Here is a 24,732-nt window from a genome sequence, read left to right as displayed (position 1 = left end):
TTTTCAGCCGCCAAATTGCAGGGTGCCCATCGCCAGCTTTGCCATCAGTGCGGTCGCACCCAATTGCACCAGCCACAGTGCCAGGCCGCCGAGGAACACACCCAGTGCCACTTGCAGCACCAGGCTCTTCTGGCGCTTGGGTTGCGGTGCGCGTGGGGCGTAGTCATGCAGTTCGTCGCGGTCGGCGCGCAGGTCCAGGTCGTCGTTTCTCATAGCATTCTCACAGCAAAGGGGCGGTCAAGGTTCAGTCTAGGGGCTGGAGACGAAAAAGGGGAAGCCATCGGCTTCCCCTTATGGTGCAACAGCTGCAGGTTTACAGCACCTGAACGATTGCCTTTGTGACTGCATCAATGTTCGACTGGTTCAACGCCGCCACACAGATACGCCCGGTATCCAGTGCGTAGATACCAAACTCGCTGCGCAAGCGGGTGACTTGCTCAACAGTCAGGCCGGAGTAGGAGAACATCCCACGCTGGCGGCCGACGAAGCTGAAGTCGTGGCCCGGAGCAGCCTTGGCCAGCTCGGCCACCATCTGCTCGCGCATGCCACGGATGCGCAGGCGCATTTCGGCCAGTTCGGCTTCCCACTGGGCGCGCAGTTCAGGGTTGTTCAGTACCGCTGCAACGATCGCCGCGCCGTGGGTCGGCGGGTTGGAGTAGTTGGTGCGGATCACGCGTTTGACCTGGGACAGGATGCGCGCGCTTTCTTCCTTGGAGTCGCCGACGATGGACAATGCGCCCACACGCTCGCCGTACAGGGAGAACGACTTGGAGAACGAGCTGGACACAAAGAAGGTCAGGCCCGATTCAGCGAACAGGCGCACGGCGGCGGCGTCTTCGTGGATGCCATCGCCAAAGCCCTGATAGGCCATGTCGAGGAATGGCACCAGGTTCTTGGCCTTGATCACGTCCAGCACGTTCTGCCAGTCGGTCGGGGTCAGGTCGACGCCGGTCGGGTTGTGGCAGCAGGCGTGCAGCACCACGATGGACTGGGGTGGCAGGGCGTTGAGGTCTTCGAGCAGGCCGGCACGATTCACGTCGTGGGTGGCGGCGTCGTAGTAGCGGTAGTTCTGCACCGGGAAACCGGCGGTTTCGAATAGGGCGCGGTGGTTTTCCCAGCTCGGGTCGCTGATGGCCACGACGGCGTTTGGCAGCAACTGCTTGAGGAAGTCAGCACCCAGTTTCAGCGCGCCAGTGCCGCCTACCGCTTGCACGGTGGTAACGCGACCAGCGTTCAGCAGCGGCGATTCTGCGCCGAACAGCAGGGTTTGCACGGCCTTGTCGTAGGCCGCGATGCCGTCGATTGGCAAGTAGCCCCGGGCGGCGTGTTGCGCCACGCGAATGGCTTCCGCTTCGGCAACGGCACGCAAGAGTGGAATCTTCCCCTCCTCGTTGCAGTAAACGCCCACGCCAAGGTTGACCTTGGTGGTTCGTGTATCGGCGTTGAATGCTTCGTTGAGGCCCAGGATTGGATCGCGTGGTGCCATTTCGACAGCGGAGAACAGGCTCATTTTTGCGGCAGCTCTATGGGGGGTAGGAGGGACGTGTCGCGCTCCAGCCGAATGCACTAGAGCGGTGCACAAACGGGGAGTTAGTATAGAGACCATCACCGCCTGAGGCGACAGCCGAAACGGCTTTTCGGCCAAGTTTTTCGGTTTATTTGCTGACCGTTAGTCTTATTGCAACATTGATCGGTCAGGGCGCGTAGGGCGATTGCCTTGAAACCCGTCACATTCGCCACCACTTCTATGTCTATCATGGTTTTTTCCTACTATCCGCTCTGATTCTTCGCGGGTGGCGGTCTATTTCGTCCTCGACGGGTTTACAGTCCGGGGGTGACTACACGAGGTACGTTATGTCGGATTTCCAACTCGTCACCCGCTTTGAACCCGCTGGCGATCAGCCGGAAGCCATTCGCCAGATGGTCGAGGGCATTGAGGCCGGCCTGGCGCACCAGACGCTGCTCGGGGTGACCGGCTCGGGCAAGACCTTCAGCATTGCCAACGTGATCGCGCAGATCAACCGACCGACCCTGGTATTGGCGCCGAACAAGACCCTGGCCGCGCAGCTGTACGGCGAGTTCAAGGCGTTCTTCCCGAACAACGCGGTGGAGTACTTCGTTTCCTACTACGACTACTACCAGCCCGAAGCCTACGTGCCATCCTCCGATACCTTTATCGAGAAGGATGCGTCGATCAACGACCACATCGAGCAGATGCGGCTGTCGGCGACCAAGGCCTTGCTGGAGCGTAAGGACGCGATCATCGTCACTACCGTGTCGTGCATCTACGGCCTGGGCAGCCCGGAAACCTATCTGAAGATGGTGCTGCACGTCGATCGCGGCGACAAACTCGACCAGCGCGAACTGCTGCGTCGCTTGACCAGCCTGCAATACACGCGCAACGACATGGACTTTGCCCGCGCCACGTTCCGCGTGCGCGGCGATGTGATCGACATTTACCCGGCGGAATCCGACCTGGAAGCGATCCGTATCGAGTTGTTCGACGATGAAGTCGAGAGCCTGTCGGCCTTCGACCCATTGACCGGCGAGGTGATCCGCAAGCTGCCACGCTTCACCTTCTATCCGAAAAGCCACTACGTGACCCCGCGTGAAACCCTGATGGGTGCCATCGAAGGCATCAAGGTCGAGTTGGCCGAGCGTCTGGAGTACCTGCGCTCCAACAACAAACTGGTGGAAGCCCAGCGCCTGGAGCAACGTACCCGTTTCGACCTGGAGATGATCCTTGAGCTGGGTTACTGCAACGGTATCGAAAACTACTCACGCTACTTGTCGGGCCGTGAATCCGGTGCGCCGCCGCCGACGCTTTATGATTACCTGCCGCCTGATGCGCTGCTGGTGATCGACGAGTCCCACGTCAGCGTGCCGCAAGTGGGCGCGATGTATAAGGGCGACCGTTCGCGTAAAGAAACCCTGGTGGAGTACGGTTTCCGCCTGCCGTCGGCCCTGGATAACCGGCCGATGCGCTTTGATGAATGGGAAGCCATCAGCCCGCAGACCATCTTTGTGTCCGCCACGCCGGGTAACTATGAGGCCGAGCATGCCGGCCGCGTGATCGAGCAGCTGGTGCGGCCGACCGGCCTGGTCGACCCGGAAATCGAAATCCGCCCGGCGCTGACCCAGGTCGACGACTTGCTCTCGGAAATCACCAAGCGTGTGGCTCTGGAGGAGCGGGTTTTGGTCACCACGCTGACCAAGCGCATGTCCGAAGACTTGACCGACTACCTGGCCGACCACGGCGTGCGCGTGCGCTACCTGCACTCGGACATCGACACCGTGGAGCGTGTGGAGATCATCCGCGACCTGCGCCTGGGCACCTTTGATGTGCTGGTGGGGATCAACCTGCTGCGTGAAGGCCTGGACATGCCGGAAGTGTCGTTGGTGGCGATTCTCGATGCGGACAAGGAGGGCTTCCTGCGCTCCGAGCGGTCGCTGATCCAGACCATTGGCCGTGCGGCGCGCAACCTCAATGGCCGGGCAATTCTTTATGCGGACCGCATTACCGGCTCCATGGAGCGGGCGATTGGTGAGACGCAGCGCCGTCGCGACAAGCAGATCGCCTTCAACCTGGAAAATGGCATCACGCCCAAGGGCGTGTTCAAGGACGTTGCCGACATCATGGAAGGCGCCACCGTGCCGGGCTCGCGCAGCAAGAAGCGTAAGGGCATGGCCAAGGCCGCCGAGGAAAGCGCCAAGTACGAGAACGAACTGCGCTCGCCGAGCGAGATCACCAAGCGCATCCGCCAGTTGGAAGAGAAGATGTACCAGTTGGCGCGGGACCTGGAGTTCGAGGCGGCGGCGCAGACGCGGGACGAGATTGGCAAGTTGCGGGAGCGGTTGCTGGCGGTGTGAGGCTGGAGCCCGGGTGCTCCGGGCTGTTACCATTCGCCCCTTGTTTCAATTTTCAGTTTTATCGCCCATTCGAGACCTGCCATGACCACCGTCCGCACGCGCATCGCGCCATCGCCTACTGGGGATCCCCACGTCGGCACTGCTTACATCGCCTTGTTCAACTACTGCTTTGCCAAGCAGCACGGCGGTGAATTCATCCTGCGGATCGAAGACACCGATCAACTGCGTTCCACCCGCGAGTCGGAGCAGCAGATTTTCGATGCCCTGCGCTGGTTGGGCATTACCTGGGCCGAAGGCCCGGATGTCGGCGGGCCGCACGGCCCGTACCGCCAGAGCGAGCGCAGCGACATTTACAAGCAATACACCCAGCAACTGGTCGACATGGGCCATGCGTTCCCGTGCTTCTGCACCGCGGAAGAACTGGACCAGATGCGTGCTGAACAACAGGCCCGTGGCGAAACCCCGCGCTACGATGGCCGCGCGCTGCTGCTGTCGAAAGAAGAAGTGGCCCAGCGCCTGGCTGCTGGCGAGCCTCACGTGATCCGCATGAAGGTGCCGAGTGAAGGCGTGTGCGTGGTGCCGGACATGCTGCGCGGTGACGTCGAGATTCCGTGGGACCGCATGGACATGCAGGTGCTGATGAAGACCGACGGCCTGCCGACGTACTTCCTGGCCAACGTGGTCGACGACCACCTGATGGGCATCACCCACGTGCTGCGCGGGGAAGAATGGCTGCCATCGGCGCCGAAATTGATCCTGCTCTACGAATACTTCGGCTGGGAACAGCCGCAACTGTGCTACATGCCGCTGCTGCGTAACCCGGACAAGAGCAAGCTGTCCAAGCGCAAGAACCCGACTTCGGTGACGTTCTACGAGCGTATGGGTTTCATGCCGGAAGCGATGCTCAACTACCTGGGTCGTATGGGCTGGTCGATGCCGGACGAGCGCGAGAAGTTCTCGTTGCAGGAAATGGTCGATAACTTCGACCTGTCCCGCGTGTCCCTGGGCGGACCGATCTTCGACATCGAGAAGCTGTCGTGGCTCAACGGCCAGTGGTTGCGTGACCTGCCGGTGGAAGAATTCGCCAGCCGTGTGCAGCAGTGGGCGTTGAACCCTGAGTACATGATGAAGATCGCGCCGCTGGTGCAGGGCAGGGTGGAGACGTTCAGCCAGGTCGCGCCGTTGGCCAGCTTCTTCTTTGCCGGAGGCGTGAATCCGGATCCTAAGCTGTTCGAGTCCAAGAAACTCTCGGGTGACCAGGTTCGCCAATTGATGCAGTTGATCCTGTGGAAGCTGGAAAGCCTGCGCCAGTGGGAGAAGGATGCGATCACCGCGACGATCCAGGCGGTGGTGGAGTCCCTGGAATTGAAACTGCGCGATGCCATGCCACTGATGTTTGCCGCGATCACCGGGCAGGCCAGTTCGGTGTCGGTGCTCGATGCGATGGAAATTCTCGGCCCGGACCTGACGCGTTTCCGTCTGCGCCAAGCCCTTGATTTGCTTGGTGGTGTGTCGAAGAAAGAAAACAAAGAGTGGGAAAAGCTGCTGGGCGCTATCGCTTAAGCACGCGGTTGAAACGTCGAAACCCCGGTTTTCCGGGGTTTCGACGGTAAGTGATTGTTATCCCGGCAAAAAATTTTGGAAAATGTTGAAAATAAATTTGACACACTTCCAAAGCGCCATTAAGATTCGCCCCGTCCTCACCGATGAGGGGCTATAGCTCAGCTGGGAGAGCGCTTGCATGGCATGCAAGAGGTCAACGGTTCGATCCCGTTTAGCTCCACCAATTTACAGGTTCAAGGTCTGGCCACACCGTCCTTGAATCGATCAGTTCTCAGCGCTGATCAGTTGTACAGAAGGTTTTGTCCCCTTCGTCTAGTGGCCTAGGACACCGCCCTTTCACGGCGGTAACAGGGGTTCGAGTCCCCTAGGGGACGCCATTTTCAACAAGCAGTTCGCAAGGTCTGCTGCGTCGAGAGACGAAAAATTTGGGGCTATAGCTCAGCTGGGAGAGCGCTTGCATGGCATGCAAGAGGTCAACGGTTCGATCCCGTTTAGCTCCACCAATTTACAGTTCCAAGGTTCCGGCCACACCGTCCTTGGATCGATCAGTCTCAGCCTGATCAGTGTACAGAAGGTTTGTGTCCCCTTCGTCTAGTGGCCTAGGACACCGCCCTTTCACGGCGGTAACAGGGGTTCGAGTCCCCTAGGGGACGCCACGATTACCCGCTCTGCGGGATTTTTAAGGGTCATTCAATTATTGAATGGCCCTTTTGTTTGTCTGGCGTTTGGCCAAATCTTTCCTTCATCCCATTCTTCTCTTCTGACCAGCGGTCATGCCTGTGGCTTGCGAAATATTATTATGGTAATAATATTCAACCCATGAACATCGGAGGCAATGATGAGCGATAAAAAAGCGCAAACCCGCGAACGCATTCTGCAGGCCGCCAGCGCCGCGTTGATCCAGCGCGGTCCGGCCGAACCGAGTGTGGGTGAAGTCATGGGCGCGGCGGGGCTGACCGTCGGTGGTTTCTATGCGCATTTCGAAAGCAAGGACGCGCTGATGCTGGAGGCCTTCACCCAGTTGCTGGCCAAGCGTCGTGCGTCGATTGATGACATGGACGCCCAGTTGACCGGAGAGGAGCGCAGAAGCCTGGTGGCGGCGTTCTACCTGTCGCGCAAGCACCGTGACTCAACCGCCCAGGCCTGCCCGATTCCGGCGACTGTCGGCGAGATGAGCCGCCTGCCGGATGAGTTCCGCCAAGCGCTGAACGAACACTGCGAGCTGATGGCCGCGCAACTCGCCGCCAGTCCTGAAGACACCGATAAAGCCCTGGCCGACATGGCACTGATGATCGGTGGCCTGGCCTTGGCCCGAGCCTTGGGGCCGGGTGAGTTGTCTGACCGTGTGCTGCGCGCCGCCAAGTCGGCCGTGCGCTAGAAGAGGGCTGTCACGATGGGCACGTTAACCTGGATTCGTCGCTTCAATGGCACCCTGGGGCATCTGGCGCCGCAAACGGTGGCCAACAAGATGCGCCGTGCCTTCATGACGCCCCGCGACCTGCCGCCGCGTGATTGGGAGCTGCCGCTGCTGGCGCAATCGGAGCGCATCACCTTGCGTTTTGGTTTGTCCGCCTTGCGCTGGGGCCAAGGGCCGGCAGTGTTGTTGATGCACGGTTGGGAAGGGCGGCCCACTCAATTTGCCAGCCTGATCACGGCATTGGTCGATAACGGTTACTCAGTGATTGCGCTGGACGGTCCCGCCCATGGCCGTTCGCCAGGGCGTGAAGCCCATGTGCTGCTGTTCGCCCGTGCCATGCTCGAAGCGGCGGCCGAGTTGCCGCCACTGCACGCGGTGATTGGCCATTCCATGGGCGGCGCCAGTGCGATGCTGGCGGTGCAGTTGGGTTTGCGGACCGAGGCGTTGGTAAGCATCGCTGCGCCGTCTCGCTTCCTGGATGTGCTGCGCGGCTTCACCAAGATGGTCGGATTGCCGGCGCGGGCGCGCTCAGCCTTCATCCAGGAAGTCGAGCAAACGTTCGGCATGCCGCTCAAGCACTTGGATGTGGCCCACTACCAGATGAATCTCCCTGGCCTGATCGTGCATGCCGAAGACGATACTTTTGTCCCGGTCAAGGCCTCTCAGGCCATTCACGAAGCCTGGTTCGACAGCCGCCTGTTGCGCCTGGATCAGGGTGGGCATCAGAAAGTGCTGGCCGACCCTCGCGTAATCGACGCTGTGCTGGCGTTGCTCGCCGGCCGTCGTCTACAGGAGCGGCAAACCGCCTGATACACTGGCCCGGTTAAGTTAATCGACTGGGAGCAAGGCATGGGCTGGGATTTGGCAACGCCGTTTATCATCGATCTGCAGGTCGCCCCTGAAGACATCGACGGCCTGGGGCACGCCAACAACGCGGTGTACGTGTCCTGGCTGGAGCGCTGTGCCTGGCGCCATTCCCAGCGCTTGGGCCTGGACTTGACCGAATACCGCCGCCTGGACCGCGCCATGGCGGTGGTGCGCCATGAGATCGACTACCTGGCCGCCGGCTACGAGGGCGATGAACTGCAACTGGCCACCTGGATCGTCGACTGGGACCAGCGCCTGAAGATGACCCGGCGGTTCCAGCTGGTCCGCCCGCGTGATGGCACCACCCTGCTGCGTGCGCAAACCACCTTTGTCTGTATCGAACTCTCCACCGGCAAGCCCAAGCGTATGCCCGCTGAGTTTCTCGACGGTTATGGCCCCGCCCTGACAGGGGGTTAACGGTTGCTGTGGGAAACCCAGTAAACTGCGCCACGATTTTTGTTGAGTGTTTTCCATGCAAATTGCTTTGGCGCCCATGGAGGGGTTGGTCGACAACATCCTGCGGGACGTGCTGACCCGTGTCGGCGGGATTGACTGGTGCGTGACCGAGTTCATCCGCGTCAACGACCGCCTGCTCACCCCCGCGTATTTCCACAAGCTCGCCCCGGAACTGCTGCACGGCGCCCACACTGCTGCCGGCGTGCCGCTGCGCGTGCAATTGCTCGGCTCCGACCCGGTGTGCCTGGCGGAAAATGCGGCATTGGCCTGTGAACTCGGCTCGCAGGTCATCGACCTGAACTTCGGCTGCCCGGCCAAGACCGTCAATAAGTCCCGTGGCGGTGCGGTGCTGCTCAAGGAGCCCGAGCTGCTCAACCAGATCGTCGAACACGTGCGCCGCGCCGTGCCGGCCCACATTCCGGTCACCGCCAAGATGCGCCTGGGCTTCGACAGTCCGGATGGCGCCCTGGTCTGTGCTACGGCGCTGGCCGAGGGTGGCGCGGCGCATATCGTGGTGCATGCGCGCACCAAGACCGATGGCTACAAGCCGCCCGCCCACTGGGAGTGGATCCCGCGCGTACAGGATGTGGTCAAGGTGCCAGTCTTCGCCAATGGTGATATTTGGAGCGTTGAAGACTGGAAGCGCTGTCGCGAAGTGAGTGGCGCCGAAGACATCATGCTGGGCCGTGGCCTGGTAGCTCGGCCAGACCTGGCGCGTCAGATCGCCGCGGCGCGGGCGGGTGATGAAGTCGTTGAGATGACCTGGGCAGACATGCAGCCCATGCTTCAGGATTTCTGGACCCAATCGGTGGCGCAATTGACCGAGCGTCAGGCGCCGGGGCGTTTGAAGCAATGGCTGGCGATGCTCACCCGCAATTATCCGGAGGCGGTGGAGTTGTTTACGCTGATGCGTAGGGAAACCGATCTGGAGCAGGTCGGGCGTTTGCTGGGCATGCCCGCACAGCGTGAACAGCCGGCTGCACTGCAAGATTAGGTTTACATATATAGGTGTTTCATCTGTAGTTGCAAGGGGCGCCGAAAGGTGCCTTTTTTTTGTCTGAAAAATGCGTTTGGCGTCACCACGCACTGCCTGGGCCGGCCTGATGTGTTTATTTGTTTTGGGTGTTTTATTCGTGTTGTTGCGAGATATATGCAAGGACGTATGAATGTTTGCCTCGGTTGATACTAATTTTTAATTTTTAATGTTCTTCGGGGGATGGTTAGGTACCTGCGTGCGCGCTGATTAACATGCTTTTTGTTTTTTATATAGCTTTGTTGTTTTCTTTAAGTTGCTTTGTTCATGGGGTGTTTCTTTACGTTTCCACTCTTGGGGGGTGTGAGGCGCGTACAGCCTGGATTTTCCTACGGACGTCCATAGGCAAAAGTCTCTGGTGGTTATTTGGTTTCCTTATATAAGTCTCGATTGTTCGGAACTCATCTCCGTTACGCCCCACGAATCTTGCGAGTTCGTTGAGCTCACTGTTGTTCCACACTTAATATCAATAATTGTCTCTCTCCTGCCAGTGCGGGGGTGGGCGCAGTTTTAGGAATAAAAAATGTCTAATGTCTCGAACAAACAAATCCTGCCGATGAATACACATTATGCACAGCTTAATCAGTCTTCCGTGCAAGCTGATAAGTCGCTCGAAGTGTCTCCGTCTATGGACAGTATGAATAAGTTTCTTAAGGACAGTGGTCCGGCACCAAAAGCAAACAGTGTGCCGATGAATAAGGAGTCCCTGGAAAAGTTGTTTGCCATGTTTGAGTTCGTGGTCAATGCGATGCGTAGCATGCTCGCGGGAATGGGGGTGTTGCCCCGCCAGCCCGGTGAACTTGATGCCCAGCCCCAAGTGAAGCCTGGTTTGGATACCAAGACGACCGTGCTGCCTGGCACCGATGCCAAGGTCGTTCCGGATGCGAAGGCGGAACACAAAGTTGCGCCGAGGACGGATACCAAGACGAACGTGCTGCCTGGTACTGATGCCAAGGTCGTTCCGGATGCGAGGGCAGAACACAAAGTTGCGCCGGGGACGGATACCAAGGCGACCGTGCTGCCAGGCACCGATGCCAAGGTCGTTCCGGATGCGAAGGCGGAGCACAAGGTTGCTCCCGAAGCGGATACCAAGACACTAGTGAAGCCGGGTCTGGAGGTTAAGGTCATGCCCGATGGTCGTACCCAGATGACCACGTCGCATGACGGCAAGCTCGATGCCCAGCCGGCAAGGCCTTCTCTCATCCGAGTGGATGATAAGAACAAGCTGTCGTCTGATGTGAACGTGACGGTGCAGGTCCAGAACTGTCATTGCCCGCATACAGGTGAGAAAGTTACGCCACAACCGCCAGTAACGCCGGGGCTTGATACGAAGCCATCGCCACAACCGCCACTAATGCCGGCGCTTGATAAGCAGCCATCGCCACAACCGCCACTAATGCCGGCGCTTGATAAGCAGCCATCGCCACAACCGCCAATAACGCCGGCGCTTGATACGAAGCCATCGCCACAACCGCCACTAATACCGGCGCTTGATAAGCAGCCATCGCCACAACCGCCAGTAACGCCGGGGCTTGATACGAACCCGTCGCCACAGCCTCCGGTCACTCCACCCACTCCAGACCTTACTTGCCCCGCACCTGATGACTTGATTGATGATTTCAGCGGCCACTCCCAAACGCGTTTCGACAACCATCGAGCTAACAGGCCCAGCCTCCGCTCACGTTTTTGAGCCCGTTATCTTGATGCGTTAAACATAAACGCTGGCTCCCTGGTCGTGACGGCCAGGGGGGCACTCAATGAGAGTTAAGCCATGATATCGATAAGCCATAACCGTGTTGCACCGCCAACTAATGAAACTTGCCGGGCACCAGACCTTTCAGTTCGTGCATCGCTTGATTCTGCACGAAGAGAAAATATTCGGACTGCAATACCTGTTCCTCACTCAGAGGTGAAGTCCAATAGTTTCAGTGATAACGCGGACACTTCCACCTTATTCAACATGCTGGGAGAACTGTTCAAGCAGTTTTTCACCCAATTGCAAAGCCTCCTGCGTGGCGACGTGCGTCCGGTTGAGCCTAAAAATAATGATGTACCTGTACGGCCGCGACGTGTGCAACCCACTCCCGATACGAAACCCACCGATAAACAAGGCGAACCCATTCCCGAGCTTTCCAATAAACCTAAAGGTTCTAAGCCCACTAATGTCTTCAGCGGTTTTCGTCAGGGCAAGAATGGTAACTGCGTAACGATCTCCGCAATCAAGGCGGCGATGGAAAAGTTTGGCCAAAGCCCTAAGGATATTTACAAGTCTGTCGAGAAAACCGCCAATGGATTTAAGGTCGTGATGCGTGATGACGTGACTGTAAAACTCAGCAAAGCGGAGTTGGAGCGTGCCATTCGCGGTTCAAACTTTGTCGGATTGGGTGATCCTGGAATGCTCAAGGATGCGCACTTCCTATTTGCATGTTCTGCCAAACGAGCGCAAAACGAGAATAACGACGGGTGGGCAGGTAGAAGTTTTGAAGCCGCCATAAGAAGCCTCAACGATGGTGAGGATGAGTGGGGGCCGGGAGAGGGCTTCAAACGTCTGGGGCTAAAGGATCATATGAAGCGCGTATCGGTGCGTGACTTTGCCGCTGACAACTCTTTGATTGGCATGGTCAACCGGCGCGGGCACTCAGTGGCTGTCGTGGATGGGCGTGAAGAATTCTATGGGCGCAAAAGCGGCCGGCCCACAGGTGGGGACGCCATTGCTTTGATTGACCGCAAAGTTTGATCAGGCATTTCTAGCGGATTCGTCCAACTTTTCAATAAAAGAGTGAACAGTATGAATACGTTTGCAATTGGATCTTTCGCGCGCTCAAATCCCTCGGCAGCTCAGGTGTCGAACAACTTGGACACCTCTCGCATCCCGGCGTTTGACGCGCCGGAGCGGAGTTTCGGCGAGCATTTCAACGCGAGCTCGCACAGCGCGGTCATCAAGTTGATGATGCTCACGTTTGGCCCGCATCCTACTGATTTATTCAATGATGTAAGGGGCAACCGCGAGGGTTATGACGTGACCATGAAAGATGGCTATAGATTGCATCTTTCCGGGCAGGAGTTGCAGCAGGCGGCTGCTGCATCGCGTTTTTCCGGCAATGAAAATGATGTACTGAACAGTGCCCATTTCGCGTTGGCTGCGTTCATCAAGCGCAAACAACTGAGCAGTGGCAATACGGCTGCCCCGCCAAGTTTCGAGGCTGCCTTGAATCAATCGCTGCAGGGTGAGACGACCTACAACATGCTCAAAGGCATGGGCTTGTCCGGCCATCTCCAGTACGTGCCCACTGCAACAGTTGTTGCCCAAAGACGATCGGGGGTTGCGGATAGCTATGACGCAGGGTCATCGCTGATTCACGCAGGCAAGGCGCATCAATTTGGTCGGGAGCGTTCTCCCGATCGAAGTTACATGTACACGTTGGTGAGCGACCGTGCGCCAAAGCCCCGCATTGCCCCTGCTCCCGAGCTGCCGACAGTCCTCCCCGACGTAGCCCCCCCCGATAAAAAAGTGCACCCCGAAGTTTCCGAGGTATTGCAGGGTTTCACCGCGACCGAGCGAAATTTCGGTGACGTATCTGAGATGAGCAGCTATGTCTCTGTGATCAAGATGATGATGCTCAGGTTCGGTCGTTCGCCCTCCGACATGTTTGAAAAGGTCGAGGTCGTTGAGAATGGGTACAGCGTCACTATGAAAGATGGTTTTGAAGTGAAGTTGTCAAAGGAGGAGTTGCGGCGCACTGCCGAAGCCTCCCGGTTTACCGGCCCTGACGCGCAAATGGTCGCCGATGCCAATTTCATGCTGGCAGCCTATGTCAAGCGCAAACAAGTTAATAGTAATGTCCCGTTTGATACGGCGTTATCGAGCTCCTTGCAGGGAGCACACGTTTACGGCCTCTTGAAGGGGATGGGGGTGATCGGCTTTTTGCGGATGGTGTCACCCGACAAACTGCTCGAACCTTACAGCGTCGGCGTCACCGATACCCATAGCTATGCAGGTGCATTGGTAGTGAATGGCATCAAACATAGCGGTAACAAGAAGGAGTCCGTCGGTAAAAGCTACGGCTACCAGCTGGCTGCGGACTTGCCTGTCAACCACAGCGCTAGGCCTGCGCAGTTCCCGGCTGCACCTGTCGGCGTCAAGCCCGACAATATCTGGAGCGGTTTCTATCAAGGTGTTGAGGGTAACTGCGTCACGGTGTCGGCCATCAAGGCAGCGATGATGAAGTACGGGCAAAACCCTCTGGGGATCTTCAAGCGTGTCACCGAAACGCCCGAGGGTTTCACCCTCACCATGCGTGATGGTTGCACGGTGAGTCTCACTCACGCCGAGTTGGAAAGGGCGCGAGCGGCCGCCAACTTTCATGGCGAGGATAAAGGCCTGGTTGACGATGCTGTCTTCCTCTACGCGGCGAGTGCCAAGCGTGCCCAGCTGGAAAATCACGAATTTCGCGCGGGCGCCGGTTTCGACGCCGCCCTGAAAACGCTGAACGACGGTGAGGTTCCGGGTGATGCGTTACGCCGCCTCGGCCTGTACGCCTTTATCCGCTCCAGTAGCGTGCAGGAACTGGCATCAGGCGTGCCAGGCACCTTGGCGAACTTCGGGCATTCGGTGGTAGTGGTGGAGGGGGTCGTTGATGAATATGGCATCAAGCGCGAGTTGTCTGGTTCGCACTGGATGCAACAGGACTGTAACGCCTTGAAACTGGTTTAACCCCGGCCATCTCCTGCGAGCAAACGCTCCCGGAATCCGATCATAGGCAGTGGCCGGCTGTGCAAATACCCTTGGTACAAATGGCAACCCAGGCCCTGCAGGAACGCGAGTTGGTCCTGGGTTTCCACGCCTTCGGCAATCACCTCCAGGTTCAGGCTGCGGGCCATGGCGACAATGGCGCGGATGATCTCGGCATCGTTGGGATCATGGGTGGCGTCACGCACGAAGGATTGATCAATCTTCAGCGCATCCACCGGCAGACGTTTGAGGTAGGTGAGCGATGAATAGCCGGTGCCGAAGTCATCCATCGCAAAGCTCACGCCGAGTTTTTTCAGGCGGCGCATTTTGCTGATGGTGTCGTCCAGGTTCTGGATCACGATGCCCTCGGTGATTTCCAGTTTCAACAGGCTGAATGGCAATTCGTGCTGCTTGAGGCTGCGCTCCACCCGCTCCACGAAGTCGTTCTGGCGGAACTGCCGAGGGCTGATGTTCACGCACAGGCTGAAATTCAGCGGGTCGACCAGGCCTTCCCCGATCAACTGTTGGAAGGCCGCACAGGCTTCATCCAGGATCCAAGTGCCGACTTCAAGGATCAGGCCGCTGTCCTCCAGCACCTTGATGAATTCGGAAGGCGACTGCGCCCCCAGTTGCGGATGCTGCCAGCGCACCAGGGCCTCGGCGCCGACGATGCGGTTGCCGCGTGCATCCACCTGCGGTTGGTAGTGCACACTGAACTCGCCACGCGACAGGGCCAGGCGCAGGTCGGTTTCCATGCGCAGGCGTTCGCTGGCGGTTTTCTGCATGCTGTTGTGGAACATCTGCGTGGTGTTGCGCCCGGAGTCCTTGGCGCGGTACAGGGCGATATCGGCCCGCTTGAGCAAGTCCGCCGGCGTGGTGCCGTGGTCGGGAATCAGCGCCACGCCAATACTGGGCGTCACCTGCAGGCGATGGCCATCCAAGAACATCGGTTCCGAAAGCAGCTCGCGCAAGGTGTCAGCCAGTTCCTGTACCTGATTGCTGACTTCCAGGCGGGTGCCATCCAGGCCGCTGAGCAGCACCACGAACTCATCGCCACCCAGGCGCGCCACCGTGTCTTCCATGCGTACGCTGGCTTCCAGGCGTGCGGTGACGATCTTCAGCACCGTGTCGCCGACCGGATGGCCGAGGGAGTCGTTGATGTGCTTGAAGTGGTCGAGGTCGAGGAACAGCAGCGCGCCGCGCAGGTTATGCCGCTTGAGCAGGGCGATCTGCTGGCTCAGGCGGTCCATCAACAAGGCGCGGTTGGGCAGGTTGGTCAGTGGGTCGTGGTAGGCCAGGTGACGGATCTGCGCCTGGGCATTTTTCAGCAGGCTCACGTCCCGTGCGGTCAGCAGCAGGCACGGGGTTTCGTTGAGGGTGATGGGCTCGACCGAGACTTCCACCGCCAGCAACTCACCGCGTTTGTTGTGCCAGAGCATTTCAAGGTGATGGATGCGGCCCTTGATCTGCAATTCGGCCAGTAGCGCGGCACGCTGGTTCTCGTCGGCCCAGATGCCGATCTGGTAAAGGGTCAGGCCGATGGCTTCCTCGGCGCGATAGCCGGTCAGGCGGCAGAAGCCGTCGTTGACCTCCACATAGCGGCCAGTGTCGCGCTCGGTGATGGAAATCGCGTCAGGGCTGGAATGGAAGGCCTTGGCGAATTTCTCTTCGCTGGCCTTGAGCGCGGCTTCCGAGCGTTGTTGCTGAGTGATGTCGCGCAAGGTGGTGACGATACACGGCTGGTCCCCCACTTTGATCAGCCTGCTGGAAATCACGCAGGTCAGTGCCTGACCATTCTTGTGATGCACCACGATCGCCACATTGCTCAGCGCCTGCTCGCGGATCACCCGCTCGATTCGCTGCAGGCGCTTGCTGGATTCGTCCCACAGGCCGATCTGCTCGGCGCTCTTGTCGATCACTTCGGCGGCCGTCCAGCCAAAAGTCTGGGTAAACGCGGGGTTGATCTCGATAAACGCGCCGCTGTCCAGGCTGGTGACGCAGATCGGATCGGGGCTGGCCTGGAACAGGCTGGCGAATTTCTCTTCGGAGGCGGTCAGGCGTTGTTCGCGTTCGACCTGGTCGGTGATGTCGAGCAAGGTGCCGGCCATGCGCAGCGGCGCGCCGTGTTCATCGCGGTACAGGCGCGCGCGGCTTTCGAGGTAGCGTGAGCTGCCGTCTTCCATGGGCACGCGGTAAGTCAGTTGGTAGTTGCCGGCCGGGCCCTCACGCAGAGTGCGGTAGGCGTTGCGCATGCTTTCGCGCTCGTCATCGGGCATGCCTTCGAAGAAAGCGTCGAAGGATTCATGGAAGGGTTCCGGCGGCAGGCCGTGCAATTGGGCGGCGCGGGCCGAGCCATAGAGCATGCCGGTGGGGATGTGCCAGTCCCAGGTGCCCAGTTGCGCCGAGTCCAACGCCAGGTCGAGGCGTTCCTGGCTGTCCTTGAGGGCTTGCTCGGCGTTTTTGCGCTCGGTGGTGTCCAGAAACGTGCTGATCAGGTAGGCCTCGCCCTCCAGCTCGACCTTTTGCGCGCTGAGGGTGCCGTCGTGGATCTGGCCGTTGCTGGCGCAAAACTGCACCTCCATGGTGATGGGCTCGCCCATGCGCTGCGTAGCCATCACCAACTGCGCACGTTGCTCCGGGTGACGCCACAGACCCAGGTCCAGGGTGGTGCGGCCGATGGCGTCGGCGAGCGGCCAGCCGAACAGCATTTCGAAGTATTGGTTGGCCTCGCTGATCAGCCCGTCGGCCTGGCGGGTCAGCAGGACCATGTTCGGGCACAGGTGGAACAACGTGGCGAAGCGTTTTTCGGAGTGACTGAGGGCGTACTCCCGTTCGCGCTGGCGGGTGGTCTCGCGGATCACCCCGATCATGCGGCGCCGGCCGGCTTTGTCGGGTGCCAGGCTGCCATTGATCTCCAGCCAGTGGTGAGTGCCGTCCGGCCACTGGATGTGGTGATGCATGGCCTGTTCGAACGGCTCGCCCGCCAGTACGGCATGAAAGGCCCGCACCACACGGGCGCGATCCTCTGGCGCGAGCAGGTCGAGGTAATCCAGATCCTTGGGCAGCGGCTGGCGCGGATCAAAACCGAACAGTGCCTGGGTGCCGCGCGACCAGCTTATTCTGCCGGTGTCGATCTCCCAACTCCACGCACCCAGCCGGGCAGCATTGAGCGCTGCCAGCAATTGCGGAGCGTTGTCCCAGCTTTGTTCCGCCGCTTGAGGGTCAAGGGCGTAGATGCGGGGCAAGGGTGGCACGGAATCGACGGGGTTGCGCATTATCAAAGGGCCTTGGCTCAATGGGCGTAAGGCGCGGTTCAGTTCAGACCTTGAGGCCGCACAGTTTCATGCCGGGGTCCCTGGCAGATCGACTTGTGCATCCAATAGGCTCATGAAAGCCCGCGCAGCATTCGACAGCGTCCTTTCGGTGTGCACGATATAGCCTAGCTGGCGACTGAGCTGTATGCCCGGCAAAGCGATACTTGCCACCTGATCATCGAGCATGGTGCGTGGCAACACGCTCCAGGCCAGGCCGATGGACACCATCATCTTGATGGTTTCCAGGTAGTTAGTGCTCATCGCGATGTTCGGCGTGAGGCCCTGGGCCTCGAACAACCGGCTGACGATATGGTGGGTAAAGGTGTTGCCACCGGGGAAAACCGCCGGGTGGCCGGCAATATCGGCCAGGCTGATGCGTCCGTTGCTGATCAGGCTGTGCTCCGGCGCCACCACGAAATCCAGCGGATCGTCCCAGACTGGGGTGGCGCGCACCAGGTTGTGAGGATCGGGCGCCAGCGTGATCACCGCCACTTCGGCGCGGCCATGGAGGATTTCTTCGTAGGCCACTTCCGAATCGAGGAACTGAATATCCAGCGCCACATTCGGGTATTCCCGGGTAAAAGTGCGCAGCACCGGCGGCAAGCGATGCAGGCCGATGTGGTGGCTGGTGGCCAGGGTCAGGCGGCCGCTGACTTCGCCGGTCAGGTTGGTCAGGGCGCGACGCGTGTCGTCCAGCACGTTGAGGATCTGATAAGCGCGTGGCAGCAAGGCCCGTCCAGCCTCGGTCAGACCGACTTCCCGACCCAGGCGATCGAACAAGCGCACCTTCAATTGTTGCTCCAGGCCGGCAATACGCTTGCTGATGGCCGGTTGGGTCAGGTGCAGGCGTTCACCGGCGCCGGAGAAGCTGCCGGTCTCGGCGATGGCAATAAAGGCGTTGAGGTTGGCCAAGTCCATTGTGGTATTCCAGTTGGTAATCCAAAGCATAAAAAATATGAATTTGAGTTATTTAATGTAGCGCCATACCATCAGCCTCACAAGCCAAAGGGTTATTGAAAAGCCCGGCATAGAGAACACCGCTGATGAGGACCGACTGATGGCCGGCAAAACGCTTTACGACAAGCTTTGGGATTCCCATGAAGTGAAACGGCGCGACGATGGCTCGTCGCTGATCTATATCGACCGTCACATCATCCATGAAGTGACCTCGCCCCAAGCGTTCGAAGGCCTGCGTCTGGCCGGGCGCAAGCCCTGGCGCGTCGACTCCATCATCGCCACTCCTGACCACAACGTGCCCACCACCCCTGAGCGCAAGGGCGGCATCGAAGCCATTGCCGACCAGGTGTCGCGTTTGCAGGTACAGACCCTCGACGACTACTGCGACGAATATGGCATTACCGAGTTCAAGATGAATGACGTACGTCAAGGCATCGTGCACGTGATCGGCCCGGAGCAGGGCGCCACCTTGCCGGGCATGACCGTGGTCTGCGGTGATTCGCACACGTCGACCCACGGTGCCTTTGGCGCCTTGGCCCATGGCATCGGCACGTCCGAGGTGGAACATGTGTTCGCCACCCAGTGCCTGGTCGCCAAGAAGATGAAGAACATGCTGGTTCGCGTTGAGGGCAAATTGCCGTTCGGTGTGACCGCTAAAGACATCGTCCTCGCCGTGATCGGTAAGATCGGCACCGCCGGCGGTAACGGCCATGCCATCGAGTTCGCCGGCAGCGCCATTCGCGACCTGTCCATCGAAGGCCGCATGACCATCTGCAACATGTCCATCGAAGCCGGTGCCCGCGTCGGCATGGTGGCGGCGGACGAAAAGACCGTTGAATACGTCAAGGGTCGTCCTTTCGCTCCGGCAGGCGCGGATTGGGACGCTGCGGTAGAAGCCTGGAAAGACCTGGTCTCCGACGCCGATGCGGTGTTCGACACCGTGGTCGAACTCGACGCCGCTCAGATCAAGCCACAAGTCAGCTGGGGCACTTCGCCGGAAATGGTCCTGGCCGTTGACCAGAAAGTGCCGGACCCGGCTAAAGAGGCCGACCTGGTCAAGCGTGGTTCTATCGAGCGCGCCTTGAAGTACATGGGTTTGCAGGCCAACCAGGCGATCACCGATATCCAGTTGGATCGCGTGTTCATCGGTTCCTGCACCAACTCGCGGATTGAAGACCTGCGCGCAGCGGCGGTGATCGCCAAGGGCCGCAAAGTGGCGTCGACCATCAAGCAAGCCATCGTGGTGCCGGGTTCTGGCCTGGTCAAAGCGCAAGCCGAAGCCGAAGGCCTCGACAAGATCTTCCTTGAAGCCGGTTTTGAATGGCGTGAGCCAGGCTGCTCGATGTGCCTGGCGATGAACCCGGACCGTTTGGAATCGGGCGAGCATTGCGCGTCCACCTCCAACCGTAACTTCGAAGGGCGACAGGGCGCGGGTGGGCGTACCCACTTGGTCAGCCCGGCCATGGCCGCTGCGGCGGCCGTCAACGGTCGTTTCATCGACGTTCGCGAATTGATCTGAGGAATACCCGATGCGTGCTTTTACTCAACACACCGGCCTTGTCGCCCCTTTGGATCGCGCCAACGTCGACACCGACCAGATCATCCCCAAGCAGTTCTTGAAGTCGATCAAGCGCACCGGCTTCGGCCCGAACCTGTTCGACGAGTGGCGCTACCTGGACGTGGGCTACGCCTACCAGGACAACTCCAAGCGCCCGCTGAACAAGGACTTCGTGCTCAACGCCGACCGTTACCAAGGCGCGAGCGTATTGCTGGCTCGCGAGAACTTCGGTTGCGGTTCCAGCCGTGAACACGCGCCGTGGGCCCTGGAAGAATATGGCTTTCGCAGCATCATCGCGCCGAGCTACGCCGACATCTTCTTCAACAACAGCTTCAAGAACGGCCTGTTGCCGATCATCTTGACCGACGAGGAAGTCGACGAGCTGTTCAAGCAGGTGGAAGCCGAAGAGGGCTACCAGCTGACCGTCGACCTGGCCGCGCAAACCGTGACCCGTCCAGACGGCAAGGTGTATCACTTTGAAGTGGATGCGTTCCGTAAGCACTGCCTGATCAACGGCCTGGACGACATCGGCCTGACCTTGCAGGACGGCGATGCGATTGCCGCGTTTGAAGCCAAGCACCGGGCGAGCCAGCCTTGGTTGTTTCGCGATGCCTGATTGGCGGTAACCGTGCGGGCCCCAGCGCGGGCAAGCCCGACTCCCACATTGGACTGCATTCCAACTGTGGGAGCTGGCTTGCCTGCGATAGCGCCCGTACAGCCACCCCAAAACCCAAGGAAACCACCATGACCACCACCGCCCACACCCAAGTCGTGCAAAAACAATTCGGCGAGCAAGCCTCCGCCTACCTGAGCAGTGCCGTGCACGCCCAAGGCACCGAATTCGCGCTGCTCCAGGCCGAACTGGCCGGGCAGGGCGCTGCACGACTGCTGGATCTGGGCTGCGGCGCCGGTCATGTCAGTTTCCATGTGGCGCCACTGGTCAAAGAAGTCGTCGCCTACGACCTGTCGCAGCAGATGCTCGACGTAGTCGCCGCTGCGGCGACAGATCGGGGGCTGGGTAACATCCGCACCGTCCACGGCGCCGCTGAGCGCCTGCCGTTCGCCGATGGCGAGTTCGACTTCGTGTTCAGCCGTTACTCGGCCCATCACTGGAGCGACCTCGGCCTGGCCCTGCGTGAAGTGCGCCGCGTGCTCAAACCGGGTGGTGTGGCCGCGTTCGTCGACGTCTTGTCACCGGGCAGCCCGCTGTTGGACACTTACCTGCAAACCGTCGAAGTGCTGCGCGACACCAGCCACGTGCGCGATTACGCCGCCGCCGAATGGATGCAGCAGCTCAGCGAATCCGGCTTGCATGTGCGCACCAGCAGTCGCCAGCGTCTGCGCCTGGAATACACCTCGTGGGTCGAGCGCATGCGCACGCCAGAAGTACTGCGCGCTGCCATCCTTGAGCTGCAAAAGGCGATGGGCCAGGAAGTGCGCGATTATTACGAAATTCAGGCCGACGGCACCTTCAGCACCGACGTGCTGGTGGTCTTCGCTGAACGCTGATTGATTTTTCCCGACCTGCCCACGGGCGGGTCGCTTGATGAAATGAGGAACGCATGAGCAAGCAGATTCTGATTCTCCCTGGCGACGGTATTGGTCCGGAAATCATGGCCGAAGCGGTCAAGGTGCTGGAACTCGCCAACAGCAAGTACAGCCTGGGTTTCGAGCTGAGCCACGACGTGATCGGCGGCGCCGCCATCGATAAGCATGGCGTACCGCTGGCCGATGAGACCCTGGACCGTGCGCGTGCGGCCGACGCCGTACTGCTCGGCGCCGTGGGCGGCCCGAAGTGGGACAAGATCGAACGTGACATCCGCCCTGAGCGCGGCCTGCTGAAAATCCGTGCCCAACTGGGCCTGTTCGGCAACCTGCGCCCGGCGATCCTCTACCCGCAACTGGCCGATGCGTCGAGCCTCAAGCCGGAAGTAGTAGCGGGCCTGGATATCCTCATCGTGCGCGAGCTGACCGGTGGTATCTACTTCGGCTCGCCACGTGGCGTGCGTGAGCTGGAAAATGGCGAGCGCCAGGCCTACGACACCCTGCCGTACAGCGAGAGCGAAATCCGCCGTATCGCCCGTGTCGGCTTCGACATGGCCCGTGTGCGTGGCAAGAAGGTCTGCTCGGTGGACAAGGCCAACGTCTTGGCTTCCAGCCAGCTGTGGCGTGAAATCGTCGAAGAAGTGGCCAAGGACTACCCGGACGTCGAATTGAGCCACATGTACGTCGATAACGCGGCCATGCAACTGGTGCGTGCACCCAAGCAGTTTGACGTGATCGTCACCGACAACCTGTTCGGCGACATCCTGTCCGACCAGGCGTCGATGCTCACGGGTTCCATCGGCATGTTGCCGTCGGCGTCCCTGGACACCAACAACAAGGGCATGTACGAGCCTTGCCACGGTTCGGCGCCGGACATCGCGGGCCAGGGCATTGCCAACCCGTTGGCGACGATTTTGTCGGTCTCGATGATGCTGCGTTACAGCTTCAACCTGGCGGACGCGGCGGACGCGATCGAGAAGGCCGTGAGCCTGGTTCTGGACCAGGGCTTGCGCACCGGCGACATTTGGTCGCAGGGTTGCACCAAGGTCGGTACGCAAGAAATGGGCGACGCAGTAGTCGCCGCGCTGCGGAATCTGTAATCTCTCGGGCCCGCTTGCAGTTGTTGCTGCAAGGCGGCCCACTTTTTAACAAGGTGTAGTTGCGATGAAACGTGTAGGTCTGATCGGTTGGCGCGGTATGGTCGGTTCCGTGCTCATGCAGCGGATGCTGGAAGAGCAGGATTTCGATCTTATTGAGCCGGTGTTTTTCACCACTTCGAACGTTGGTGGCCAAGGGCCGTCCGTGGGTAAGGATATTGCCCCGCTCAAGGACGCCTACAACATTGAAGAGCTGAAAACCCTCGACGTGATTCTGACCTGTCAGGGTGGCGACTACACCAGCGAAGTCTTCCCGAAGCTGCGTGAAGCCGGCTGGCAGGGTTACTGGATCGACGCCGCGTCGAGCCTGCGTATGCAGGACGATGCCGTGATCATCCTCGACCCGGTGAACCGCAAGGTCATCGACCAGCAGCTGGACGCGGGCACCAAGAACTACGTCGGCGGCAACTGTACCGTCAGCCTGATGCTGATGGGCCTGGGTGGCCTGTTCGAAGCCGGCCTGGTCGAGTGGATGAGCGCCATGACCTATCAGGCAGCCTCCGGTGCCGGCGCGCAGAACATGCGTGAGCTGATCAAACAGATGGGCGCGACCCACGCCGCTGTCGCCGATCAACTGGCCGACCCGGCCAGCGCGATCCTCGACATCGACCGCCGTGTGGCCGAAGCTATGCGCAGCGACGCCTACCCGACCGAGAACTTCGGCGTGCCATTGGCTGGCAGCCTGATCCCGTGGATCGACAAAGAGCTGCCGAACGGCCAGAGCCGTGAAGAGTGGAAGGCCCAGGCCGAGACCAACAAGATCCTCGGTCGCTTCAAGAGCCCGATCCCGGTGGATGGCATCTGTGTGCGTATCGGCGCGATGCGCTGCCACAGCCAGGCGCTGACCATCAAGCTGAACAAAGACGTACCGATCAGTGATATCGAAGCCTTGATCAGCCAGCACAACCCTTGGGTCAAGCTGGTGCCGAACAACCGCGACATCAGCATGCAGGAGCTGAGCCCGACCAAGGTCACCGGCACCCTGAATGTACCGGTGGGCCGCCTGCGTAAGCTGAACATGGGCAGCCAGTTCCTCGGTGCGTTCACCGTAGGCGACCAACTGCTGTGGGGCGCGGCCGAACCGCTGCGCCGGATGCTGCGGATCTTGCTGGAGCGTTGATCGCTTTGATGTGTTGAAGAAACCCGCGCTCTGGTGACAGGCGCGGGTTTTTTATTGGCCTCACCCCCAGCCACCCGGTAAAGTGCCGCTCCCCCCGCAATGCCCGAGGCAGCCTCCATGACCCAGACCTTTGATATCGCCGTGATTGGCGCCACCGGCACCGTGGGTGAAACCCTGGTGCAGATCCTCGAAGAACTGGACTTCCCGGTGGGTAGCCTGCATCTGCTGGCGGGCAATAATTCCGCCGGCGCGTCGGTGCCGTTTCGTGGCAAGAACGTGCGGGTGAGGGAAGTCGATGAGTTTGACTTCGGCAAAGCACAGCTGGCGTTCTTTGCAGCGGGGCCGGCGGTGACCTTGAGTTTCGCGCCGCGTGCCACGGCGGCGGGCTGCTCGGTGATCGACTTGTCCGGCGCGTTGTCGGCCGAACAGGCACCGCGCGTGGTGCCGGAAGCCAATGCCCATGTGCTCGACGGCCTGGAAAAACCCTTCCGGCTCGGCAGCCCAAGCCCGTCGGCGACCCATTTGGCGGTAGTCCTGGCGCCATTGCGCAGTCTGTTGGATATCCAGCGCGTGAGCGTTACCGCCAACCTGGCGATGTCGTCCCAGGGGCGTGAAGCTGTCAGCGAACTGGCCCGGCAAACCGCCGAGTTGCTGAATATGCGCCCGCTGGAGCCCACGTTCTTTGATCGGCAGGTTGCTTTCAATCTTTTGGCACAAGTCGGCAAGCCGGACGCCCAAGGTCATACTGATCTGGAGAAAAGGCTGATACACGAATTGCGTGCAGTGCTGGAAACTCCATTGCTAAAGATTTCCGCAACCTGCGTTCAAGCCCCGGTGTTTTTTGGCGATAGCCTGACTGTGTCTCTGCAACTGGGCGCACCGGTCGACCTCGCCGCCGTGAACCGCCTGCTCGACGCAGCGACAGGAATAGAGCTTGTGGAGGAGGGGGACTACCCAACGGCGGTGGGCGACGCGGTAGGCCAGGACGTGATCTATGTAGGACGGGTTCGCGCAGGTGTGGATGACCCGGCGGAACTAAATCTGTGGCTGACGTCAGATAACGTACGCAAAGGCGCCGCACTGAACGCCGTGCAGCTGGCGCAGTTGTTGATAAAAGGCCTTGCGTAAAAGATACTTGGCGGC

The 24,732-nt window shown here is 59.9% G+C and carries 19 protein-coding genes and 4 tRNA genes; 19 read left to right on the top strand and 4 right to left on the bottom strand.

Annotated features, from left to right (window positions below):
• Window positions 1-3 precede the first annotated feature (3 nt).
• Together EJ576_RS19935 and EJ576_RS19930 are read right to left on the bottom strand one after the other, a co-directional pair.
• The gene (locus tag EJ576_RS19935) at window positions 4-213 is read right to left on the bottom strand and encodes a hypothetical protein (RefSeq protein ID WP_028617133.1); all 210 of its coding nucleotides are present in this window, start codon (window positions 211-213) and stop codon (window positions 4-6) included.
• A 100-nt stretch (window positions 214-313) separates the two neighbouring features.
• Window positions 314-1,510, bottom strand: coding sequence for an amino acid aminotransferase (locus tag EJ576_RS19930; RefSeq protein WP_028617132.1), 1,197 nt, complete (start codon window positions 1,508-1,510; stop codon window positions 314-316).
• A gap of 344 nt (window positions 1,511-1,854) precedes the next feature.
• Here EJ576_RS19930 and uvrB point away from each other — a divergent pair, with 344 nt between their 5' ends.
• The 13 genes from uvrB (at window position 1,855) to EJ576_RS19865 (ending at window position 13,920) form a co-directional block, all read left to right on the top strand.
• Complete coding sequence (gene uvrB / locus EJ576_RS19925; protein WP_010209048.1) at window positions 1,855-3,870, top strand: excinuclease ABC subunit UvrB; 2,016 nt, start codon at window positions 1,855-1,857, stop codon at window positions 3,868-3,870.
• An 81-nt stretch (window positions 3,871-3,951) separates the two neighbouring features.
• Window positions 3,952-5,433 (top strand): glutamate--tRNA ligase, encoded by a 1,482-nt coding sequence (gltX, locus tag EJ576_RS19920; RefSeq protein ID WP_015884987.1) that lies wholly within the window; start codon window positions 3,952-3,954, stop codon window positions 5,431-5,433.
• Between the two features lie 147 nt (window positions 5,434-5,580).
• Window positions 5,581-5,656 (top strand) — tRNA-Ala (locus EJ576_RS19915).
• 78 nt (window positions 5,657-5,734) lie between these two features.
• Window positions 5,735-5,810 (top strand) — tRNA-Glu (locus EJ576_RS19910).
• A gap of 50 nt (window positions 5,811-5,860) precedes the next feature.
• A tRNA-Ala gene (locus EJ576_RS19905) sits at window positions 5,861-5,936 on the top strand.
• A gap of 77 nt (window positions 5,937-6,013) precedes the next feature.
• Window positions 6,014-6,089, top strand: a tRNA-Glu gene (locus tag EJ576_RS19900).
• 182 nt (window positions 6,090-6,271) lie between these two features.
• Window positions 6,272-6,811, top strand: coding sequence for a TetR/AcrR family transcriptional regulator (locus EJ576_RS19895; RefSeq protein WP_010209050.1), 540 nt, complete (start codon window positions 6,272-6,274; stop codon window positions 6,809-6,811).
• A gap of 15 nt (window positions 6,812-6,826) precedes the next feature.
• Window positions 6,827-7,660, top strand: coding sequence for an alpha/beta hydrolase (locus EJ576_RS19890; protein ID WP_122725988.1), 834 nt, complete (start codon window positions 6,827-6,829; stop codon window positions 7,658-7,660).
• Window positions 7,661-7,699: 39 nt separating this feature from the next.
• Window positions 7,700-8,134, top strand: coding sequence for a thioesterase family protein (locus tag EJ576_RS19885; RefSeq protein WP_028617128.1), 435 nt, complete (start codon window positions 7,700-7,702; stop codon window positions 8,132-8,134).
• Window positions 8,135-8,189: 55 nt separating this feature from the next.
• Window positions 8,190-9,167 (top strand): tRNA-dihydrouridine synthase, encoded by a 978-nt coding sequence (locus EJ576_RS19880; RefSeq protein WP_126570931.1) that lies wholly within the window; start codon window positions 8,190-8,192, stop codon window positions 9,165-9,167.
• 562 nt (window positions 9,168-9,729) lie between these two features.
• The gene (locus tag EJ576_RS19875) at window positions 9,730-10,896 is read left to right on the top strand and encodes a hypothetical protein (RefSeq protein ID WP_126570930.1); all 1,167 of its coding nucleotides are present in this window, start codon (window positions 9,730-9,732) and stop codon (window positions 10,894-10,896) included.
• Between the two features lie 81 nt (window positions 10,897-10,977).
• Window positions 10,978-11,943 (top strand): hypothetical protein, encoded by a 966-nt coding sequence (locus EJ576_RS19870; RefSeq protein ID WP_371923949.1) that lies wholly within the window; start codon window positions 10,978-10,980, stop codon window positions 11,941-11,943.
• 51 nt (window positions 11,944-11,994) lie between these two features.
• Window positions 11,995-13,920 carry a hypothetical protein gene (locus tag EJ576_RS19865; protein WP_126570929.1) on the top strand — a complete coding sequence of 642 codons (1,926 nt, stop codon included), beginning with the start codon at window positions 11,995-11,997 and terminating at the stop codon, window positions 13,918-13,920.
• Here the strand turns inward: EJ576_RS19865 and EJ576_RS19860 are convergent.
• Both EJ576_RS19860 and EJ576_RS19855 read right to left on the bottom strand, forming a co-directional pair.
• A complete protein-coding gene (locus EJ576_RS19860; protein ID WP_123474331.1) occupies window positions 13,917-17,213 on the bottom strand; it encodes an EAL domain-containing protein in 3,297 nt (1,098 codons plus the stop codon). The two genes, EJ576_RS19865 and EJ576_RS19860, sit on opposite strands and share 4 nt — an antisense overlap.
• 66 nt (window positions 17,214-17,279) lie before the next feature.
• On the bottom strand, window positions 17,280-18,170 hold the full coding sequence (locus EJ576_RS19855) for a LysR family transcriptional regulator (protein ID WP_028617122.1): 891 nt from the start codon (window positions 18,168-18,170) through the stop codon (window positions 17,280-17,282).
• 139 nt (window positions 18,171-18,309) lie between these two features.
• Here EJ576_RS19855 and leuC point away from each other — a divergent pair, with 139 nt between their 5' ends.
• The 6 genes from leuC (at window position 18,310) to EJ576_RS19825 (ending at window position 24,717) form a co-directional block, all read left to right on the top strand.
• Window positions 18,310-19,728 (top strand): 3-isopropylmalate dehydratase large subunit, encoded by a 1,419-nt coding sequence (gene leuC / locus EJ576_RS19850; RefSeq protein ID WP_126570928.1) that lies wholly within the window; start codon window positions 18,310-18,312, stop codon window positions 19,726-19,728.
• Between the two features lie 10 nt (window positions 19,729-19,738).
• Window positions 19,739-20,383 carry a 3-isopropylmalate dehydratase small subunit gene (leuD, locus tag EJ576_RS19845; RefSeq protein WP_017256547.1) on the top strand — a complete coding sequence of 215 codons (645 nt, stop codon included), beginning with the start codon at window positions 19,739-19,741 and terminating at the stop codon, window positions 20,381-20,383.
• Between the two features lie 128 nt (window positions 20,384-20,511).
• Entirely contained in the window at window positions 20,512-21,276 is a 765-nt protein-coding gene (locus tag EJ576_RS19840; protein WP_122725996.1) for a class I SAM-dependent methyltransferase, read from the top strand.
• 53 nt (window positions 21,277-21,329) lie between these two features.
• A complete protein-coding gene (leuB, locus tag EJ576_RS19835) occupies window positions 21,330-22,412 on the top strand; it encodes a 3-isopropylmalate dehydrogenase (protein WP_033901802.1) in 1,083 nt (360 codons plus the stop codon).
• Window positions 22,413-22,476: 64 nt separating this feature from the next.
• Complete coding sequence (asd, locus tag EJ576_RS19830) at window positions 22,477-23,589, top strand: aspartate-semialdehyde dehydrogenase (RefSeq protein ID WP_016976627.1); 1,113 nt, start codon at window positions 22,477-22,479, stop codon at window positions 23,587-23,589.
• A gap of 117 nt (window positions 23,590-23,706) precedes the next feature.
• Entirely contained in the window at window positions 23,707-24,717 is a 1,011-nt protein-coding gene (locus EJ576_RS19825) for an aspartate-semialdehyde dehydrogenase (protein ID WP_122725998.1), read from the top strand.
• The last annotated feature ends 15 nt before the right edge of the window (window positions 24,718-24,732 follow it).

It is taken from the genome of Pseudomonas sp. C 49-2 (assembly GCF_003970195.1).
GTDB classification, from domain to species: Bacteria; Pseudomonadota; Gammaproteobacteria; order Pseudomonadales; family Pseudomonadaceae; genus Aquipseudomonas; species Aquipseudomonas canadensis.
This window is presented reverse-complemented; position numbering and strand designations above follow the sequence as displayed.

Bases quoted from the DNA above. Each gene is read 5' to 3' on its own strand.
- leuC (WP_126570928.1), top strand. From the start codon at position 18,310: ATGGCCGGCAAAACGCTTTACGACAAGCTTTGGGATTCCCATGAAGTG.
- EJ576_RS19860 (WP_123474331.1), bottom strand. From the start codon at position 17,213: ATGCGCAACCCCGTCGATTCCGTGCCACCCTTGCCCCGCATCTACGCC.
- uvrB (WP_010209048.1), top strand. From the start codon at position 1,855: ATGTCGGATTTCCAACTCGTCACCCGCTTTGAACCCGCTGGCGATCAG.
- EJ576_RS19930 (WP_028617132.1), bottom strand. From the start codon at position 1,510: ATGAGCCTGTTCTCCGCTGTCGAAATGGCACCACGCGATCCAATCCTG.
- EJ576_RS19890 (WP_122725988.1), top strand. From the start codon at position 6,827: ATGGGCACGTTAACCTGGATTCGTCGCTTCAATGGCACCCTGGGGCAT.
- EJ576_RS19840 (WP_122725996.1), top strand. From the start codon at position 20,512: ATGACCACCACCGCCCACACCCAAGTCGTGCAAAAACAATTCGGCGAG.
- EJ576_RS19855 (WP_028617122.1), bottom strand. From the start codon at position 18,170: ATGGACTTGGCCAACCTCAACGCCTTTATTGCCATCGCCGAGACCGGC.
- leuD (WP_017256547.1), top strand. From the start codon at position 19,739: ATGCGTGCTTTTACTCAACACACCGGCCTTGTCGCCCCTTTGGATCGC.
- EJ576_RS19895 (WP_010209050.1), top strand. From the start codon at position 6,272: ATGAGCGATAAAAAAGCGCAAACCCGCGAACGCATTCTGCAGGCCGCC.
- EJ576_RS19865 (WP_126570929.1), top strand. From the start codon at position 11,995: ATGAATACGTTTGCAATTGGATCTTTCGCGCGCTCAAATCCCTCGGCA.
- EJ576_RS19825 (WP_122725998.1), top strand. From the start codon at position 23,707: ATGACCCAGACCTTTGATATCGCCGTGATTGGCGCCACCGGCACCGTG.
- EJ576_RS19885 (WP_028617128.1), top strand. From the start codon at position 7,700: ATGGGCTGGGATTTGGCAACGCCGTTTATCATCGATCTGCAGGTCGCC.
- EJ576_RS19875 (WP_126570930.1), top strand. From the start codon at position 9,730: ATGTCTAATGTCTCGAACAAACAAATCCTGCCGATGAATACACATTAT.
- leuB (WP_033901802.1), top strand. From the start codon at position 21,330: ATGAGCAAGCAGATTCTGATTCTCCCTGGCGACGGTATTGGTCCGGAA.
- EJ576_RS19935 (WP_028617133.1), bottom strand. From the start codon at position 213: ATGAGAAACGACGACCTGGACCTGCGCGCCGACCGCGACGAACTGCAT.
- asd (WP_016976627.1), top strand. From the start codon at position 22,477: ATGAAACGTGTAGGTCTGATCGGTTGGCGCGGTATGGTCGGTTCCGTG.
- EJ576_RS19880 (WP_126570931.1), top strand. From the start codon at position 8,190: ATGCAAATTGCTTTGGCGCCCATGGAGGGGTTGGTCGACAACATCCTG.
- gltX (WP_015884987.1), top strand. From the start codon at position 3,952: ATGACCACCGTCCGCACGCGCATCGCGCCATCGCCTACTGGGGATCCC.
- EJ576_RS19870 (WP_371923949.1), top strand. From the start codon at position 10,978: ATGATATCGATAAGCCATAACCGTGTTGCACCGCCAACTAATGAAACT.